Here is a 16,986-nt window from a genome sequence, read left to right as displayed (position 1 = left end):
GATCCCACGCTAAATCGCCGGCGCACATAGTGTCATTGCCATGTCGGTCATCATCGACCCACGGCGCCACGACGCGGTGCTGTTCGACGTGAACGATCCGTCGGCCGACGCGTTGACCAAGCAACTGCACGACGCCGGCGTCGCGGTCGAGCCCGTCGGGACGGCGGTGCGGCCGGGCCGGTGCGCGGTGGTCACCGCCACGGCCGGCGGCGTAGCGAAAGCTCGGGCCGGCGGATTCGCGCTGGTGATCGGTGTCGACGCGACGGGATCCGGCGACGAGTTGCGCCGCCGCGGCGCCGACGCGGTGGTCAGCGATCTGCGCGAGGTGCGGGTGCGCACCGGGGATCGCCGCATGTCGGAGTTGCCCGACGCCGTGGCGGCCCTCGGCGTGGCGGCCGCCGGACGGCCCGCGGTGTTCTTCGACTTCGACGGCACGCTTTCGGAGATCGTCGACGACCCCGACTCAGCCCGGCTGGCCGACGGCGCGGCCGACGCGCTGACGTCGCTGACGGCGCGGTGCCCGGTCGCGATACTGTCCGGCCGCGATCTCGCCGATGTCCGGCAGCGGATCGGCCTGCCCGGCATCTGGTATGCGGGCAGCCACGGCTTCGAGCTGACCGGGCCCGACGGCGAACACCACCACAACGAGGAAGCCGCGGCGGCGATTCCTGTCCTGGAGCAGGCGGCCGGCCAGCTGCGCGACCAACTTCGCCAGATCACCGGAGTTGCCGTGGAACACAAGCGGTTTGGCGTCGCCGTGCATTACCGCAACGCCGAACGGGACAGGGTCGGCGAGGTGACCGCGGCGGTGCGGGCGGCCGGTCAGCGCACCGGGCTTCGGGTGACCACCGGGCGCGAGGTGATCGAGCTTCGCCCAAACGTCAACTGGGACAAGGGAAAGACCCTGCGCTGGGTGCTCGACCACATCCGCGACGTCGCAGACGATCGCTTGCTGCCGATCTACTTCGGCGACGACATCACCGACGAGGACGCGTTCGACGCGGTGCGCGACGACGGTATCGGAATCGTCGTGCGCCACAGCGAAGATGGGGATCGCGCTACCGCCGCGCGCTATGCGCTGGACAGCCCGGCCCGCGTCGTCGCGTTCACCGAGCAACTGGCAGGCCAGATAGGACAACATCGATGACGACATTCTTCCGGCGGTTGGGTTCCCTGCTGTGCGCACTTGCCGTCGTCGCGGCGGGCTGCACGTCGAAAAGCCAGGCTCCCGCTCCCCCGTCGTCGGCCGATCCGGCCAAGGCCCAGGCGGTGCTCAAGGTCGTCCGCGACACGATGGCGCAGGCGCATCTGAAAGCGGCGCTTGTCCGAGTCACGATGGCCGGCAAGGAGATTGTCACCCAAGCACTCGGTGAGTCGATGACCGGTGTGCCCGCGACCACGAGCATGTTTTTCCGCAACGGCGCGGTGGCGATGTCCTATGTGTCGACGCTGCTGCTCAAACTTGTCGACGAGAAGAAGGTGCACCTGGACGACAAATTATCCACCTGGCTGCCCGATATCCCCAACGCCGACCGGGTAACGCTGGGTCAGCTCGCGCACATGACGTCGGGCTACCCGGATTACGTCAACGACGAATTCATTGCCGCCCGCGACGCCGATCCGTTCCGGCAGTGGACGCCCGACGAACTGCTCGGGTATGCGGTGCGCAAGCCGTTGCTCTACGAGCCGGGCACCAACTGGAACTACGCCCGCACCAACTACCTGCTGCTCGGCATGGCGTTGGAGAAGGCCACCGGCGTGGGGATGCCGAAGCTGTTGCAGGACAGGGTGCTTGGGCCGCTGGCTCTGATCAACACCGCCAACTCGTACACGCCGCAGATCCCGGTGCCGACCCTGCATGCGTTCACCTCGGAACGTCGCCGAGCGCTCAAGATCCCGGCCGGCACACCGTTTTACGAAGACGCCACGTTCTGGAATCCGTCCTGGACGATGCCCCGCGGCACGGTCCAGACCACCAACATCTATGACCTGGAGGCCACGGCCGTGGGCATCGGCTCGGGCAAGCTGTTATCGCCGGATTCGTACAAGGCGATGCTGTCCACCGTCCGGGGCGGCACCTACGGCCTGGGAATCGTCATCTCGGGCAACTGGCTTCTGCAGAATCCGATGTCTCCCGGCGAGTCCGCCGTCGAGGCCTACCTGCCGTCGCAGAAGCTCGCGATCGCGGTTGCAGTCACCTACCAGCCCACGGCGTTTGACGAGCAGGGCAACTACCGCAACGAGGCCGACAGCCTGTTTCGCAAGATCGGTGCCGAACTGGCCCCCAGCGAGGCCCCGCCGGCGTAGTCAGCTGTCGTCTTCGTCTTCGTCTTTGGGCGTGTCGCCGTCCTCGGCCTTGCCGAGCTCGATGGTGGCCCAGTGACTCGGCGAGATGAGGACGGACCACTGACCCGCCTCGCGCCCCAGTTTGAGTACGCCGTTTTCGACTTCCCACTTGGTGCCGTCGTCGTAGTCGGTCTCTTGACCGTCGCTGTAGGTGAGTTTGAACGCCATGGCCGCAGAGTGCCGCAATGGCGGGCTCGTTAAACCTCGGTGTATTCCACCGCGCCGTCCTCGAGGACCAGCCGCGCGTCGCTGTGGTCGGGCGCGGCCGCTTCGGTTTGGAACACCGCCTTGCCGGGTTCGGTGCGCCAGATCAAGGTGCTCAGCGTCTCCCCCGGAAAGACCGGCTTGGTGAACCGGGCGCTGATCGAGGTGATCGCGGCCGCGTCGCCCTTGCCGAGCTCGGCGACCAGCGCGCGACCGGACACCCCGTAGGTGCACAACCCGTGCATGATCGGCTTGGGGAAGCCGGCCAGCTCGCGGGCGAACCACGGGTCGCTGTGCAACGGGTTACGGTCGCCGGAGAGCCGATAGATCAGCGGCTGATCTTCCCGGGTGGGCAACGGGATTCGAGCGTCGGGCTCGCGGTCGGGGATTTCCGGCGCGGCCGGACGCTGGCCCGGCTCGCCGCCGAAGCCCCCTTCGCCGCGGATGACGAGCGTCGTCAGCGTCTCGGCGACCAGCGTCCCGGTCTCGGGGTCGGTGCCGCGGCCGCGCAGCACGACGATCGCGTTCTTGCCCTCACCCTTGTCCTGGAGGTCGGCCACCTCCGACACCACCGACAGCTTCCCCGCCGGTGGCAACGGTTGGTGCAGCCGAATGCCCTGTGATCCGTGTAAGAGCATGGCCCAGTTGAACGTTCCGATCTTCGCGGCCGCCCCGAAGGCGGGACAGCAGATCACCGCATAGGTCGGCAGCACCTGCTGGGTGATGCCGTGGCTGTTCTCGGTGGTGAAGGACAGGTCCGCGGTGCCGGCGCCGACACCGAGCGCATACAGCAGGGTGTCGCGGTCGGTCCACTCGAACAGCATCGGCTCGGTCGTCGCGCCGATAGCCTTGGGATCGATCGCCATCCGGGTCTCCTCTCGATCGGGTTGCGCGGCGTGGCCATTCCAGCCAAATTCACCACACTGAAGCCTCCGACAAGGCAGGCTATCGCCATGCCGAACCGCACCCTTATCTGGAAGGCTCTGGCCGCGCTCGTCGTGGGGATCACCGTCGGCGCCTGCTCGGGCGGCACCGCGCACGTGCGCAGCATCACCCTGACCTTGGTCCGGCACGCCGAGTCCGAGGCCAACGCCGGCGGGCTGATCAACACCGAGGTGCCGGGCCCGGGTCTCACCGAACAAGGTGAAGGTCAGGCCGAGCAGCTCGCCCGCCAGCTGGCGCGCAACAAATACGACGGCGTGTACGCGTCGACCATGGTCCGCACCCAGCAGACCGCTGCGCCGCTGGCGAAACAACTCCACGAACACGTCCAGATCCTGCCCGGGCTGCGCGAAATCGACGCCGGCTGGTACGACAACACCCGCTCGGACCGGGCCGGCCAGACCTATCTGGTGGCACCCGCGGATTGGCTGAACGGCGACATCCAGGACGCCATCCCGGGCTCGATCAGCGGAAAACAGTTCAACGACCAGTTCACTGCCGCCGTCCAAAAGATCTACGACAGCGGCGACAACAAGCCGATCGCCTTCTCGCACGGCACCGCGATCGCGTACTGGACGCTGATGAACGTGAAGAACCCCAACGAGAGCCTGGCCAAGACCCATCCGTTGCCCAACACCGGGCGCGTCGTGATCACCGGGAGCCCCGCGATGGGGTGGACGCTGGTCGACTGGGACGGCATCCGCGACTTCCGCTACTAATCGCCACCCGCCGGTCGATCGCGTCACACGGCATTGACGATTGCCGGTACCAGCGCTCACGATTGCTTGCATGCGCTATGTCGTTACCGGCGGTACCGGGTTTATCGGGCGCCGAGTCGTGTCACGTCTGTTGGCCGTCGAGCCCGACGCCGAGGTGTGGGTGCTGGTCCGCCGCGGCTCGCTGGGCCGCTTCGAACGGTTGGCCGCCGAGTGGGGTGAACGAGCAAAGCCGCTGGTCGGCGACCTGACGGCGCCGGATCTGGGGTTGACCGACGTCGCCGACCTCGGGGACGTCGCACATGTGGTGCACTGCGCGGCGATCTACGACATCACCGCCTCCGACGCCGAACAGCGCACCGCCAACGTGGACGGCACCCGCGCGGTGATCGAGCTGGCCCGTCGGCTGGACGCGACGCTGCACCACGTGTCGTCGATCGCGGTGGCCGGCAACTTCCGCGGCGAGTATACCGAGGCGGATTTCGACGTGGGCCAGGAGCTGCCCACGCCGTATCACCAGACCAAGTTCGAGGCCGAGCAGCTGGTGCGCTCGGCGTCCGGTCTGCGGTATCGGGTGTATCGGCCCGCGGTGGTGGTCGGCGATTCACGGACCGGCGAGATGGACAAGATCGACGGCCCGTATTACTTCTTTCCGGTCTTGGCTCGGTTGGCTGTCTTGCCCCGGTTCACCCCGATCATGTTGCCCGACACCGGGCGCACCAACATCGTGCCGGTCGACTACGTGGTCAACGCGCTGGTCTGGCTGATGCACGCCGACGGGCGCGACGGCCAGACGTTCCACCTGACCGCACCGAAAACCATTGGGCTGCGCGGCATTTACCGCGGTATCGCGGCCGAGGCGGGCCTGCCGCCGCTGCGCGGATCGCTGCCGCGATCGGTGGCCGCGCCGGTGCTGCGGGTGCGGGGCCGGGTCAAGGTGTGGCGCAACATGGCGGCCACCCAGCTGGGCATTCCCGCCGAGGTGCTCGACGTCGTCGACCTGGCACCCACCTTCGTGTCCGACGAGACTCGGAAAGCGCTGCGCGGCAGCGGTATTGACGTGCCCGAGTTTGCGTCTTACGCGCCCAAGCTGTGGCGGTACTGGGCGGAGCACCTAGACCCGGACCGGGCCCGGCGCGCCGATCCGGCCGGCCCGCTGGTCGGCAAGCACGTCATCATCACCGGCGCGTCCAGCGGCATCGGCCGGGCATCGGCGATTGCGGTGGCCGAGCGGGGCGCGACGGTGTTCGCCCTGGCCCGCAATGGCGACGCGCTTGACGATCTGGTCGCCGAGATCCGCGCCGCCGGCGGCCAGGCCTACGCGTTCACCTGCGACGTCACCGATTCGGCGTCGGTGGAGCACACCGTCAAGGACATTCTCGGGCGGTTCGACCATGTCGACTATCTGGTCAACAACGCCGGCCGCTCGATTCGCCGGTCGGTGGTCAATTCCGTTGACCGCCTGCACGATTACGAGCGGGTGATGGCGGTCAACTACTTCGGCGCGGTGCGGATGGTGCTGGCGCTGTTGCCGCACTGGCGGGAGCGGCGGTTCGGTCACGTCGTCAACGTGTCCAGCGCCGGGGTGCAGGCCCGCAGCCCCAAGTACAGCTCGTATCTGCCGTCCAAGGCGGCGCTGGACGCGTTCGCCGAGGTGGTGTCGTCGGAGACGCTGTCGGACCACATCACGTTCACCAACATCCACATGCCGCTGGTGGCCACTCCGATGATCGCGCCGTCGCGGCGGCTGAACCCGATGCGCGCGATCAGCCCCGAGCACGCGGCGGCCATGGTGGTGCGCGGGCTGATCGAGAAGCCGGCGCGCATCGACACGCCGCTGGGCACGCTCGCCGAGGCCGGCCACTACTTCACCCCCAAGCTGTCGCGGCGGATCCTGCACCAGCTCTACCTCGGCTACCCGGATTCGCCGGCCGCGCTGGGTATCGAGCCCGCGGATTCTGTTGCGCCACAGCCGTCGTCGCAGCGACGACCGAAGCGCCCGGTACGCGCCGTCACCCGGGTGCGGGTGCCTCGACCGGTCCGACGGGCAGTGCGTTTGGTACCCGGGGTGCATTGGTAATCCCCGTGGCGTGACCGCTGAGCTGTTGGCCACGACGGGCGTGTGCGTGATGCCGCCTGCCGACGTGGCGCGCAGCCTCGGCGTCGACGAGGACGTGTGGACCCGGTTCGCCGCGCACTGGGACGAGCTGGCGCCTGATCCCTATGCGGCGGAATTGGGCATTCAGCGGCTACGGCGCTACGGCCATTTCACGTTCGCCGACGGCGTCGCCACGCCGATGCCCACCGGGGCGTTCGTGCAGCCACACGACTCCAACCCGCTCTACGTCGAGCGGGATCGCCACTTCGAGCCGCTGACCGACGCATTCGCCCGCGATCCACTGCTCGATGGCCTGCTGAGGTTGCTCGGCCGGTTCGCGACGGCGCTTGACGACGTGGCGGAGTGGACCGTCAAGGTGCACCCGTTCCGAGTCGTCGCATCGGCGGACGGCGACGGCCGGCCCACGCCCGAGGGACTGCACCGCGACGGGGTCACGCTGGTCACCTCGCTGCTGATCGACCGGCGCAACGCGGTCGGCGGCGAGAGCACCGTGGTCGACAGCGACGGACGGCCGCTGCTGACGACGACGCTGACCGAGCCGGGCACGCTGCTGTTGGGCGACGATCGTCGCACCGTGCACGGCGTCTCCCCGATCCGGCCGGTTGACGCCTCGGCGCCCGCAGTGCGCGACGTTCTGGTAATCACATTCGCGTGAACGCACTACCGATCTTCGTCGACGTCGACACCGGCGTCGACGATGCGCTGGCGTTGGTGTATCTGCTGGCCAGCCCGGAGGCTGAGCTGATCGGCATCGCCTCGACAGGCGGAAACGTGGGAGTAGACCAGGTTTGCCAGAACAACCTCGCTCTGCTCGACCTCTGCCAAGCGGGCGATATCCCAGTGTCCAAGGGCGCCGGTCAACCCTTGAGCTGCCCGATGTGCCCGCCCGGAAAAGCGCACGGGCCCAAGGGTTTAGGTTATGCCGAGCTGCCGGTGAGTGATCGCCGGCTGGTCGGGTATGACGCCGCGACGGCCTGGGCACGGGCAGCGCGCTCTTACCCCGGAGAGCTGATCGGGGTGGCCACCGGGCCGCTGACCAACCTGGCGCTGGCGTTGCGCGCCGAACCCGAGCTGCCGAAGCTGCTGCGCCGGCTGGTGATCATGGGCGGCGCCTACGACTATCGCGGCAACACCAATCCGGTGGCCGAATGGAACATCCACGTGGATCCCGAGGCGGCGGCCGAGGTCTTTGCGGGTTGGACTGAGCCCCTGCCGATCCTGTGCGGGCTGGACCTGACCCAGCACATCGCGATGACACCGGAGCACTTGCAGCGGTTGGGAACAACGGCGCTGACCCAGTTCATCGACGACGCGATGCGGTTCTACTTCGAGGCACACCGCGATGCCGGCTATGGATATCTGGCGCATCTGCATGACCCGCTGGCCGCCGCGGTGGCGTTGGATCCCGAATTGGTGACAGTCCGGGAGGCGACGGTGGACGTCGAGCTCGCCGGCACATTGACCCGCGGCATGACGGTGACCGACTGGTCGGGACGCTGGGGACGAAAGCCGAACGCGCTCATCGGTGTTGACGTCGATCCCGACGTGTTTTTCGATCGGTTCATCGACCGGGTGGGCGCGTTCGCGCTTCGGCTGGACTAGTTCGCCGAACGTGTACGCTCGGCGCCTGCGATATCCACAGCCATCAAAGTTTCGGGGACCGTTCGCCAGACAATGTTGTTAGCATCAAGCGATGGTGCGGTTGATTCCGTTGCGACTGCTTGACAGCGCGTATCAAGCCCTGAAACGGTACGCCGACCTGGACAGACTGCCGATGGCCTGGTGGGTTAAGGGTCAGCATGACATGGAGGACATGCGACGGCGCTGCACGGAGCATGATCAGTGGATGCGAGCGCATCCTGAGATTGCAGCATTCAGCGAAGCGTGGGCGGATCGCAATCTAGACGAACTGGTCAAGCATTGAGCAGATCCCCACGCCGGGGTGATATTTGGCGGACCGATACTGGCGTTAGTGTGCTGGTCGTTTCCTCGACGGTGTACAACGAAATTCCCAGCGAACCTACCGTCATCGTCGTGCCTGTGTTTGATTCCGAGCCCGCCACAGGTTTCGGAGTCGACCTCGGTGATGGTTGGGCCGCCCCGGGTCTGATAACCAGCATGCGCAAGGCGCGGCTGACCGAGCAAGTCCGTCACGTCGATGTCCAGGCGCTCACCGACGTCAACAACATGTTGTTCAAATTGCTCGCGACACCAGAGCGGTAGCCGTCACTCGTAGATGCCTTCCAGATACCACCGTCGCTGGCGGTAGCACAGCAGCAGCGCCTTACCGGGATCGCCGTCCACCAACACTTGGGCCCGGGCGGTGCGACCTTTGGCCCGGTCCGGATCCCACCATCGCTCGTCGACCGGCCATGGCCCGGCCCACCAGCGCAACGGGTCGTCACGACCGCGGGCGGTCAGCCGTGCCGGGTCGGCGGAAAACACCCCGCGGCTGGTCACCCGGACCGGATTGCCTTGGAAATCAAGCAGTTCCACCGGGTCGTCGAGCAACACCGTCGGCGACGGTTCGGGCAATTGACCTGGCCAGGGTTGACGCGGGTCGGCCTGCGGCACCGGCTCGTCGCCCAGCGGTGTCAGCGTGATGCGCTCGGCCGGGCCGCGACCGCCGGACAGCACCGGCACCTGCACCGCTTCCGGACCGAGTAGGCCCTGCACCCGCACCAGCGCCCGTCGGGCCCGCAGCCGGTCGTCCTCGCCGAGGCCGCCCCACAGTGGCAACTGCAATGCCCCGGCCGACACCACCTCGACGGCCTGCAGCCGCAGCTGGGTCACCGGCGCGCTGGGCCGATCCTCGATGGTGCGCTTGTTCAGCCAGCCGTCGAGCTGCCAGCGCACCCGGTCGGCGGTGGCGTCCTCGGTCAACGGCTCGGCGCATCGCCAAACCCGTTGCAGCTCTTCACCGTTGGCGGTGACGGCATGGATGGCCAGCCGGGTGCAGCCCACTCCGGCGGCCATCAACGTCTGATGCAACGCGGCAGCCAGCGAGCGCCCGGCAAACGCCGCGGCGTCGACGCGGTCGATCGGCGGGTCGGGATGCAGCACGGCGTCGAGTTCGGCCGGCGGCTCGCGCCCGGACGGCCCGCGCACCGGCTCGCCGCGGGCGAACCGGTGCGCGGTCACCGCGTCGGCGCCGAACCTCGACGCCACGTCGCTGCGGGACAATGCGGCGAACTGCCCGATGGTGCGAATCCCCATCCGCCACAACAGGTCTGCCAGCTCCTCGCGGCCGGGACCGGACAGGCTGGGCTCGGTGGCCAGTTGACGGATCGACAACGCCGACAGGAACCGCGCGTCTTCGCCCGGCGCCACGACTCGCCCCGCGCGGGCGGCGAAGACGGCGGTGGACAGCTGATCGGCGATCCCGACCTGACACTCGGCGCCGGCGGCGGCCACCGCGTCGACCAGCCGCTCGGCCGCCTGCTGCTCGGAGCCGAAAAAGCGGGCCGCCCCGCGCACCGGCAACACGATCAGCCCGGGCCGCAGCACCTCGGCGCGGGGCACCAGATCGTCGACCGCCGCGACCACGCCTTCGAAGAACCGGGCGTCGCGGTCGGCGTCCGCGGCCACGACGTGCAGCTGCGGGCAGCGCGCAGCCGCCTCCCGCCGCCGCAGAGTGCGCCGCACCCCCGCCGCACGGGCGGCCGACGAGCAGGCGATCACCCGGTTGGCCAGGGTGACCGCGACCGGAGCCGTCGCGGGCAAGCCGGCGGCCGCCGCCGCGGCGACCGCCGGCCAATCCATACACCAGATCGCCAGCACGCGGGAGGGCATGGCTCATCCCGTCCGGGCCATCGCACGTCCCCGCGCACACACGTCGAGCCGCACTTGCCTGATCCGCCCGAAGCCGGGCTCGCCGGTCTCGTAACCGCAGACCCGGGCCTCCAGCCGCATCGACGCTCCCTGCCAGTCGCCGTCGGTGACCAGCAGGGTGCAGCCCTTCTGGTGCGCGCGGGCCACCACCGCCCGCGCCCGGGTCTGCGGCACCGAGCGCCCGCCGAGCCCGAGCACCACCAGATCCATCCCGTCCATGAGCACCGCGGCCACCTCGACCGGGTCGGTTCCGGCGTTCGGTATCACCGCGAGCCGGCTCAGGTCCGCCCCCATCTCCGCGGCGGCCAGCAACCCGATATCCGGCTGGCCGACGATTGCCACGTTGCCGCCCCCCGCCGTCACCGCGGCCACCATGCTCAGGAGCAGAGAACGGGCACCCGAGCACACCGCCACCGTTCCCCGGGGCAACGCGCCAGGCAACACCTCGGCCAGCATCGGCGGGATCGGCAGCCCGGCCTCCGGCTCCGGCAACGGCACCCGGGAGCCGACCTTCCCGGACACCGCCGCCATCTGCCGTCGCAGCTGTTTCAGCTGCTCAGCGCGGTTTTGGGCTACAGCCGCCGTCATTACGCCTTCCCACCTGGTTCTCGAATGTATGTTCGATACCCGTGAGTCAACACCTACCCACCGACAACCGTCAAGCAACGGATACAGCTGGGGCAAATGGTGCTTCTGTGGCCCTACGCGGCACCCCGGATTCGCCGGACGAAAAAGCCGCGACCTACTCCCACTCGATGGTGCCGGGAGGTTTGCTGGTGACGTCCAGCGCCACTCGGTTGACCTCGGCGACCTCGTTGGTGATCCGCGTCGAGATGCGCTCCAGCACCTCGTAGGGCACCCGGGTCCAGTCGGCGGTCATCGCGTCCTCGCTGGACACCGGTCGCAGCACGATCGGATGCCCGTAGGTGCGGCCGTCGCCCTGCACGCCCACCGAGCGGATGTCGGCCAGCAGCACCACCGGGCACTGCCAGATCTGGTTGTCCAGCCCCGCCGCGGTCAGCTCCTCGCGGGCGATCGCGTCCGCGCGTCGCAGCGTGTCCAGCCGGGCCGCGGTGACCTCGCCGACGATCCGGATCGCCAGGCCCGGGCCCGGAAATGGCTGGCGCGCAACGATTTCCTCCGGCAGCCCCAATTCCCGCCCGACCGCGCGCACCTCGTCTTTGAACAGCAACCGCAGCGGCTCGACGAGCTTGAACTTCAAGTCGCCCGGCAGACCGCCGACATTGTGGTGGCTCTTGATGTTCGCCGCGCCGGCGCCGCCGCCGGACTCCACCACGTCCGGGTACAGCGTGCCCTGCACCAGGAAGTCAATCTCGTTGTCTCCCATGATATCTCGCACTGCACCTTCAAAGGCCCGGATGAACTGGCGGCCGATGATCTTGCGCTTGCCCTCGGGATTGGTCACGCCCGAGAGCGCCTGCAGGAAGGTCTCCGCCGCGTCGACGGTGACCAGATGCGCTCCAGTTGCGGCGACGAAGTCGCGCTGCACCTGCACGCGCTCGCCGGCGCGCAACAACCCGTGGTCGACGAACACACACGTCAGCCGATCGCCGATGGCGCGCTGCACCAGCGCGGCGGCCACCGCCGAATCCACCCCGCCGGACAGGCCGCAGATCGCGTGGCCGTCGCCGATCTGCTCGCGCACCTGCTCGACCAGCGCACCGGCGATGTTGGCCGGCGTCCAGTCCGCGCCGATGCCGGCGAAGTCGTGCAGAAACCGGCTGAGCACCTGCTGCCCGTGCGGGGTATGCATCACCTCGGGGTGGTACTGCACGCCGGCCAGCCGTCTGGCCCGGTCCTCGAAGGCGGCCACCGGAGAAGCCGTGCTGGCGGCCACCACTTCGAACCCCTGCGGCGCGGCGGTGACGGCGTCGCGGTGGCTCATCCACACCGGCTGCACGCCCGAAAGTCCCGAATGTAGTTCGCCGCCAAGGACATTCAGTTCAGTCCGGCCGTATTCGCTGGTGCCGGTGGGCGCGACGGTGCCGCCGAGCGCCTGGGCCATGGCCTGAAACCCGTAGCAGATGCCGAACACCGGCAGCCCCAGGTCGAACAGCGCGGGATCGAGCTGCGGCGCGCCATCGGCGTATACGCTGGCCGGCCCGCCGGAGAGCACCAGCGCCTGCGGGTCGCGGGCCTTGATTTCCTCGATCGACGCGGTGTGCGGTATCACCTCGGAGAACACCCGGGCCTCGCGCACCCGGCGGGCGATCAACTGGGCATACTGCGCACCGAAATCGACAACCAGCACGGGGCGGGGCGATCCTGACTCCACCGAGCCAGTCTAAGTTGCGGCGTTCCCCCTCAGAACGGTGGCGGGTCGTCGTCACTCCCTGGTGGGGCCGGCCCGAAGTAGCTCATGGAGTCGGTCCGCCGGGCTTGGCGGGCCCGGCGGTTGTGGTTGCGTTCGGCCGCAATGCGCTGGGCCCGGTTTTGAGCACGGGTGCGGCGGCGTTTGGGCATCATCGCGCTGCGTTGGCCGCAGTAGCCGGCTGGTGGGTCGGCCTCGAGGGCAGGGATGGCGCCGATGCCGCGACACAGGCTGGGGAACAGCAGCGCGCTGCCCGGGGTGGTGACATAGGTCTGCCCCTCCGGCGAGGCGAGAATGAGTGTCCCATCGGGCAACTGCTGCTCGCGCCATCCCCAGAAAGTTTTCACTAAATGGTGTGTGCGGCAATAACATTTGAGATTTGTTGCAAGTCGTTAACCTACCCCCTGCGTCCGCGGTACTCGATAGCAAAAAGCCAGCCGGGCGTTCGCGTTCCCCGCTGAGAGAGGCCAGACGACCGGCGTACCGATGCGCGTTCGCACCTGCACCCTGTGGAGTTTGGGTGGTTCAGGCGGGTCGGGTGAACACTTCGCGTTCGAGCCGGGCTAGACGCTCGGCGACGGTTCCTGATTCGCCGCGATCTTCGGCGTGCAGCCGATCGACGGCCCACACCCGGATAAGGGTCGATAGCGACATTCCCGCTTTGCGGGCGGCTTGGCTCAGGCGCTCATGCTCATCGGCAGCTAAACGCACCGAGACCACAGCCTGGCGGCCGAGATTCGGCCGGCTCGTCGTGACATGCTCAGGCGCCGGGCCTCCCGAGTATGCCTCCGCGCGTGCGCCTTCGTCGGCGAGTAGATCGTCAATCCTGCTCATTCTTCCTGCTCCTCACTGTAGAGGCACTGATCCTGGTGATTCGCGATCCAGGCGTTGCTACCCCACCAATCGCCGTCCGGGCGCTCATCGGCATCAGCATCGGCGGACACCAAAATCACGGTCAGCACCGCCCGCGCCGACGGCGAATAGCCGATCACCCGAACCGACAGGCCCGACCGACTGGCCGGGTCTGGCACTTGCCACACGGCGTGACGGTCGTTGGCCGCTTCATCCGCCCAGTCCGCAGAGATGCCGTGCCGCTCCCCGACGTAGTCGGCCCGCTTGCTCCAGTCAACCTGCACACACCTACATTATACTACGAACCACTACGTGATCTGGTGTGCGTCCCCGCCCAGTTAGTTCATTTCCGACACAGAGGCATGGGGTGATTCGCGTTTTGCAAACGACACCCCATGCCATCGCCGACGCTCTCACCAGCTATTTTTCCGTTAGCTCCTCATCGAAACGGCAGATTGACCTGAGGTTGCTCACAAGTTCTTAATCTACCCTGTGGACGCTATGCGGTGTTTATGCGATCCGAGATCATCTGTAAGACGCTATTTGCGATTTGCTGCGAGTCAGAAAAATGAACCACATCGACGTCGATCAAGACCGATGATTTCACACGGTAAATGTGGGGGCATTGTTCGGCGCACCGTGCAACCGTTGAGGGATCTAGTTTGCGGACGGTAAATGGCAAATCCGCTAAGTGGAGTTCAGAACAAGCCGTCAACTCCGCGGTCACCCGATCGAATGCTGCGCGTGCCGCGGCCTCGTCCGGGTAAATGCCAACGGCTTGGGTAACGGCTCTGTTGCTTGCACCTGAATACTGCACTGATCGAAACTGCTTGTAGTTGCTGCCAAAGGCAACGTCCTGATCGAAGACCACTTGGCACCGGCCCGGAAACCTTGGATCGTTAGCGTGATCATTGTAGGGACGGCGGACGTCGAGCAGGTCCAGCGAATTCAGGTCATCGTAATTGGCAATGCGGCGCACGTCATCGAGGCTGACGATCAACGAGTCCGCGGACAAACTTGGCGCCGTGGGTGCGGCGGTGGCCTTGAGCGGCGAGCTGTGAGTGCACCCCGACAATGCTGCGAGACAGCAGATCGTAACGGCCGCCTTAACTGCCATGGATACGCCACCGCGAATTGTGAAAGCCTCTTGGTGGTTTCGGTTCTGAGTCACATTCATCCCCGGAGTTGTTAGTTGCCGATGTGATAGTTGCGGTGCGTATCGTGCCTCATCGGGCTGACCTCAACGGGCTCGCCCGATTCGGCGGCTTGGATCATTAGTCCGTTGCCGGCATAGATGGCGACGTGATTTGAGTCCCCGGGCGGCCCGTAGTAGATGATGTCGCCGGGTCTGAGCGCAGAGTCGGGAACCGCAACGGCACCGTGGCCGGGGAGTGCGCGTTCTTGAAAGACGGTGTTGCCGGAGCCCATGTCAAAGCCGTGGCCCGATTCGGTGGCAAACCGCGCCAACCCTGAGCAGTCAAACCCCGTCCGATTGTTGTCGTGGAAGGTCCAAGATTGATCGGGGATATTGTCCCGGCCGACCTCTTCTGCGGTGGATTGATGGCCGCGGGTTACGCCCGTCACCTTGGGATCGTGGCCGCCGCCCCAAGCGTAAGAGACTCCTTGTTGTTTGGCCGCCGCCCCAAGGGTTTTCAGGCCGGGATCAGATACCGCGTCGGGGTTTGGTAGTACCAAAGTCTTCGGATCGACCTTGCCGGTTGTCGATCCGTTCTGTTGCGAGAGGTACGCCTGCCACGCGGCGTCACGAGGCGCCCCTGCCGGTCCGTTGTATCCGGGCGGGTTGTCCTGCAACCTGACTTGATCCGATGAGCCCGCGGCGACGTGCATCGGTGGGTGGTCGCCGGGGCTGCCGGCAAGTGTCGGCGTCAGTCCGGTTTTATATCCGGGATCGCCCTCGTGCGGCCCGGGCACGGTGTCCGGTGTCTGTTGTCCGGGCGCCTGGGGTGGTGGCCCGCCGACCACACGGCCTTGCTCGTCGAGTTGGACCTCGCCGACAGCGGCGCGCACAGCGGTGGCGAGTTCTTGGTCGGCGGCGTCGGCTTCGCCGTGCAGCTTGTCCAGTTCGTCTTGCAAAAGCTGCTGCCGGGCGGCGAACTCGACAGGATCGCGCCCGATGGCAGTGTCGCCGACATCGAGTGTCCAGTTCGGGGTGATGGTCCAGTTGTTTTCGTCGGCTTGCGCCTTGAGCTCTTTGGCTTGCGCGTGGCAGCGGCTTATATCTCCTTCGGCGCGCCCGATGGCCGCCGCGACCCGCGTGGATTGTCGTCCGTCGGCTTCGATGTCTCGGCGGGGCTTGCCCATGTCGTCGTGGAAGGCTTGCCCGGCTTGGCCTTCCCAATGGCCGAGCACGAATTTCTGGATCGTTTCCAGGTTGTCACCGAAGTTCTGCATGGTGTCTCCCCGCTTGGAGGCAACCGAAAACGCCTCGTGGAGCATGTCGGCGTTCCAGTACAGCAGAACGTCATCGAAGGTTAGCGGCTCCACGCGCCCTACATTCCTTTACTCATTTCCCGCGCCAACTTCTCGACGGCCTCGATGGATGCGGCGGAGTCGGCATCGGTGCTGGCGTAGCGGGTAGCGGCATCTGCCAAGCTCTGGGCCAACGTGGTCAAGCGTTGCTGGTGCGCGGCGTGGCGGCTTTCCCAGGTGGCCGCCACCTCGGCGAGCGCCTGCTTTGATGCCCCGGTCCAGCGCTCCGCTGCCTGAGTCAGATTGGTTTCGTGCTCGGCGAAGTCCGCGGCGGCGGACTGCACCGCGCTAAACAGTTGGTCACTGGCGCTACGAAGCCCGGCGGTATCAACTTGCAAGTCATCAGCCATGGATAGCCTCCCTGGGTTTTCAGGACAGCATAACCGCCCCGCCAGCAGGGCTTATACACCAAATCTGCCGCGTCAGCTGGTTCGGCCGCGTTCTTGATCTAAGTGAAGAAAGTTCTCACACCGCAGGTCAGAGTCGGTTTTCGTTGCGAGCCGATCTGCGCGGGTTGCGCCCGTCGTTGTTTCGTTCGTCGTGACGCGAGCAGCATCCGTCGCGGTCGCTGTGCTAACCGACGATTCTCAAACGTCACGCCGGCGGACACCTGCTGCTCACGACGGTTCGGGCTGGCTGGTTCCGTGGCGGCGGACGGCAGCGCCAGCGGACGGGAGCCGCCACGGCGTGGTCCGGCAAGGCGCCGACGCGCGTTGGGTGGCGGTCGAATCCCCCAGCTGGCGAAACGTTCGGCTAGCTGTTGGCGGCGCAGCGGGCCACCGATGGCGAGCGCCCCGACACCGTGGGCGTCGGGGCGATTGCGGCGTGGCCCAACTCAAGCGCCGATGATCGGGTACTGGCGACTCAGGTCGGCTCCGCGCATCGCCGAGGTGCGCACCGTGGACTTTGAATTAGCCTGCACCACAATGTATTTGACCTTCCCTTCGGTCGGAGATCCGAGTGTCATCCTCCTGCGTGAAGGGGGTATATTGCCGACACCTCACCTTGCTCAACTCGGTGGGCCCGCCGTCTTCCCAGTGCCGGATGTGGTGGGCGTGCAGGCCGCGGGTGGCCCCGCAGCCGGGCACCACGCAGCAGCGGTCGCGGTGCTCGAGGGCGCGGCGCAGGCGCCGGTTGATCACCCGGGTGGTGCG

Annotated in this window: 18 protein-coding genes and 2 pseudogenes; 8 read left to right on the top strand and 12 right to left on the bottom strand. The window is 67.1% G+C overall.

The genetic code is table 11. From position 1 onward, the window contains the following. The first annotated feature begins 40 nt into the window (after positions 1–40). Both otsB and AWC14_RS13855 read left to right on the top strand, forming a co-directional pair. A complete protein-coding gene (gene otsB / locus AWC14_RS13860) occupies positions 41–1,147 on the top strand; it encodes a trehalose-phosphatase (protein WP_045374627.1) in 1,107 nt (368 codons plus the stop codon). Beyond that, a complete protein-coding gene (locus AWC14_RS13855) occupies positions 1,144–2,307 on the top strand; it encodes a serine hydrolase domain-containing protein (RefSeq protein ID WP_045374625.1) in 1,164 nt (387 codons plus the stop codon). Before otsB ends, AWC14_RS13855 begins: the two co-directional genes overlap by 4 nt. Here the strand turns inward: AWC14_RS13855 and AWC14_RS13850 are convergent, their stop codons facing one another. Together AWC14_RS13850 and AWC14_RS13845 are read right to left on the bottom strand one after the other, a co-directional pair. Then, positions 2,308–2,514: a hypothetical protein gene (locus AWC14_RS13850; RefSeq protein WP_045374623.1), complete on the bottom strand. Its 207-nt coding sequence runs from the start codon at positions 2,512–2,514 to the stop codon at positions 2,308–2,310. It abuts the gene before it with no gap. Between the two features lie 29 nt (positions 2,515–2,543). Next, a complete protein-coding gene (locus AWC14_RS13845; protein WP_045374621.1) occupies positions 2,544–3,416 on the bottom strand; it encodes a MaoC/PaaZ C-terminal domain-containing protein in 873 nt (290 codons plus the stop codon). Positions 3,417–3,503: 87 nt separating this feature from the next. Between AWC14_RS13845 and AWC14_RS13840 the strand changes: the two genes are divergently transcribed. The 6 genes from AWC14_RS13840 (at position 3,504) to AWC14_RS13815 (ending at position 8,550) form a co-directional block, all read left to right on the top strand. Further along, positions 3,504–4,211: a histidine phosphatase family protein gene (locus AWC14_RS13840; RefSeq protein WP_045374619.1), complete on the top strand. Its 708-nt coding sequence runs from the start codon at positions 3,504–3,506 to the stop codon at positions 4,209–4,211. A gap of 70 nt (positions 4,212–4,281) precedes the next feature. After that, positions 4,282–6,288 (top strand): SDR family oxidoreductase, encoded by a 2,007-nt coding sequence (locus tag AWC14_RS13835; protein ID WP_045374617.1) that lies wholly within the window; start codon positions 4,282–4,284, stop codon positions 6,286–6,288. A 49-nt stretch (positions 6,289–6,337) separates the two neighbouring features. Beyond that, entirely contained in the window at positions 6,338–6,982 is a 645-nt protein-coding gene (locus AWC14_RS13830) for a 2OG-Fe dioxygenase family protein (RefSeq protein WP_081967992.1), read from the top strand. Continuing rightward, positions 6,979–7,929: a nucleoside hydrolase gene (locus tag AWC14_RS13825; protein ID WP_045374615.1), complete on the top strand. Its 951-nt coding sequence runs from the start codon at positions 6,979–6,981 to the stop codon at positions 7,927–7,929. The genes AWC14_RS13830 and AWC14_RS13825 overlap by 4 nt, the downstream gene beginning before the upstream one ends. Positions 7,930–8,020: 91 nt before the next feature. Further along, the gene (locus AWC14_RS13820; protein WP_193393857.1) at positions 8,021–8,251 is read left to right on the top strand and encodes a hypothetical protein; all 231 of its coding nucleotides are present in this window, start codon (positions 8,021–8,023) and stop codon (positions 8,249–8,251) included. After that, positions 8,212–8,550 carry a type II toxin-antitoxin system PemK/MazF family toxin gene (locus AWC14_RS13815; RefSeq protein WP_337590229.1) on the top strand — a complete coding sequence of 113 codons (339 nt, stop codon included), beginning with the start codon at positions 8,212–8,214 and terminating at the stop codon, positions 8,548–8,550. Before AWC14_RS13820 ends, AWC14_RS13815 begins: the two co-directional genes overlap by 40 nt. 3 nt (positions 8,551–8,553) lie before the next feature. On the opposite strand, the gene AWC14_RS13810 is transcribed toward AWC14_RS13815, so the two are convergent. The 10 genes and pseudogenes from AWC14_RS13810 to AWC14_RS29000 form a co-directional block, all read right to left on the bottom strand. After that, positions 8,554–10,119 (bottom strand): DNA polymerase Y family protein, encoded by a 1,566-nt coding sequence (locus tag AWC14_RS13810; protein WP_045374611.1) that lies wholly within the window; start codon positions 10,117–10,119, stop codon positions 8,554–8,556. Positions 10,120–10,122: 3 nt separating this feature from the next. After that, positions 10,123–10,746 carry a carbohydrate kinase family protein gene (locus AWC14_RS13805; protein ID WP_045374610.1) on the bottom strand — a complete coding sequence of 208 codons (624 nt, stop codon included), beginning with the start codon at positions 10,744–10,746 and terminating at the stop codon, positions 10,123–10,125. Positions 10,747–10,900: 154 nt separating this feature from the next. Continuing rightward, a complete protein-coding gene (gene guaA, locus AWC14_RS13800) occupies positions 10,901–12,454 on the bottom strand; it encodes a glutamine-hydrolyzing GMP synthase (protein WP_081967989.1) in 1,554 nt (517 codons plus the stop codon). A gap of 29 nt (positions 12,455–12,483) precedes the next feature. Then, positions 12,484–12,876, bottom strand: a pseudogene (locus tag AWC14_RS13795) (hypothetical protein); the annotation flags it as partial. Between the two features lie 139 nt (positions 12,877–13,015). Continuing rightward, a complete protein-coding gene (locus tag AWC14_RS13790) occupies positions 13,016–13,324 on the bottom strand; it encodes a plasmid mobilization protein (RefSeq protein WP_045374607.1) in 309 nt (102 codons plus the stop codon). Beyond that, positions 13,321–13,626: a hypothetical protein gene (locus AWC14_RS13785; protein ID WP_045374606.1), complete on the bottom strand. Its 306-nt coding sequence runs from the start codon at positions 13,624–13,626 to the stop codon at positions 13,321–13,323. The genes AWC14_RS13790 and AWC14_RS13785 overlap by 4 nt, the downstream gene beginning before the upstream one ends. 215 nt (positions 13,627–13,841) lie before the next feature. After that, positions 13,842–14,459: a sensor domain-containing protein gene (locus tag AWC14_RS13780; RefSeq protein WP_081967990.1), complete on the bottom strand. Its 618-nt coding sequence runs from the start codon at positions 14,457–14,459 to the stop codon at positions 13,842–13,844. Positions 14,460–14,530: 71 nt separating this feature from the next. Next, positions 14,531–15,847: an NlpC/P60 family protein gene (locus tag AWC14_RS13775; protein ID WP_052425486.1), complete on the bottom strand. Its 1,317-nt coding sequence runs from the start codon at positions 15,845–15,847 to the stop codon at positions 14,531–14,533. Positions 15,848–15,852: 5 nt separating this feature from the next. Then, entirely contained in the window at positions 15,853–16,182 is a 330-nt protein-coding gene (locus AWC14_RS13770; RefSeq protein WP_045374602.1) for a type VII secretion target, read from the bottom strand. A gap of 651 nt (positions 16,183–16,833) precedes the next feature. Beyond that, positions 16,834–16,986 (bottom strand): annotated as a pseudogene (locus AWC14_RS29000) (HNH endonuclease signature motif containing protein); the annotation flags it as partial.

Origin of the sequence: Mycobacterium kyorinense (assembly GCF_002101735.1) — a bacterium.
Taxonomy (GTDB): domain Bacteria; phylum Actinomycetota; class Actinomycetes; order Mycobacteriales; family Mycobacteriaceae; genus Mycobacterium; species Mycobacterium kyorinense.
The sequence above is the reverse complement of the archived record's forward strand: the minus strand, read 5'-3'. Positions and strand labels throughout refer to the sequence as shown.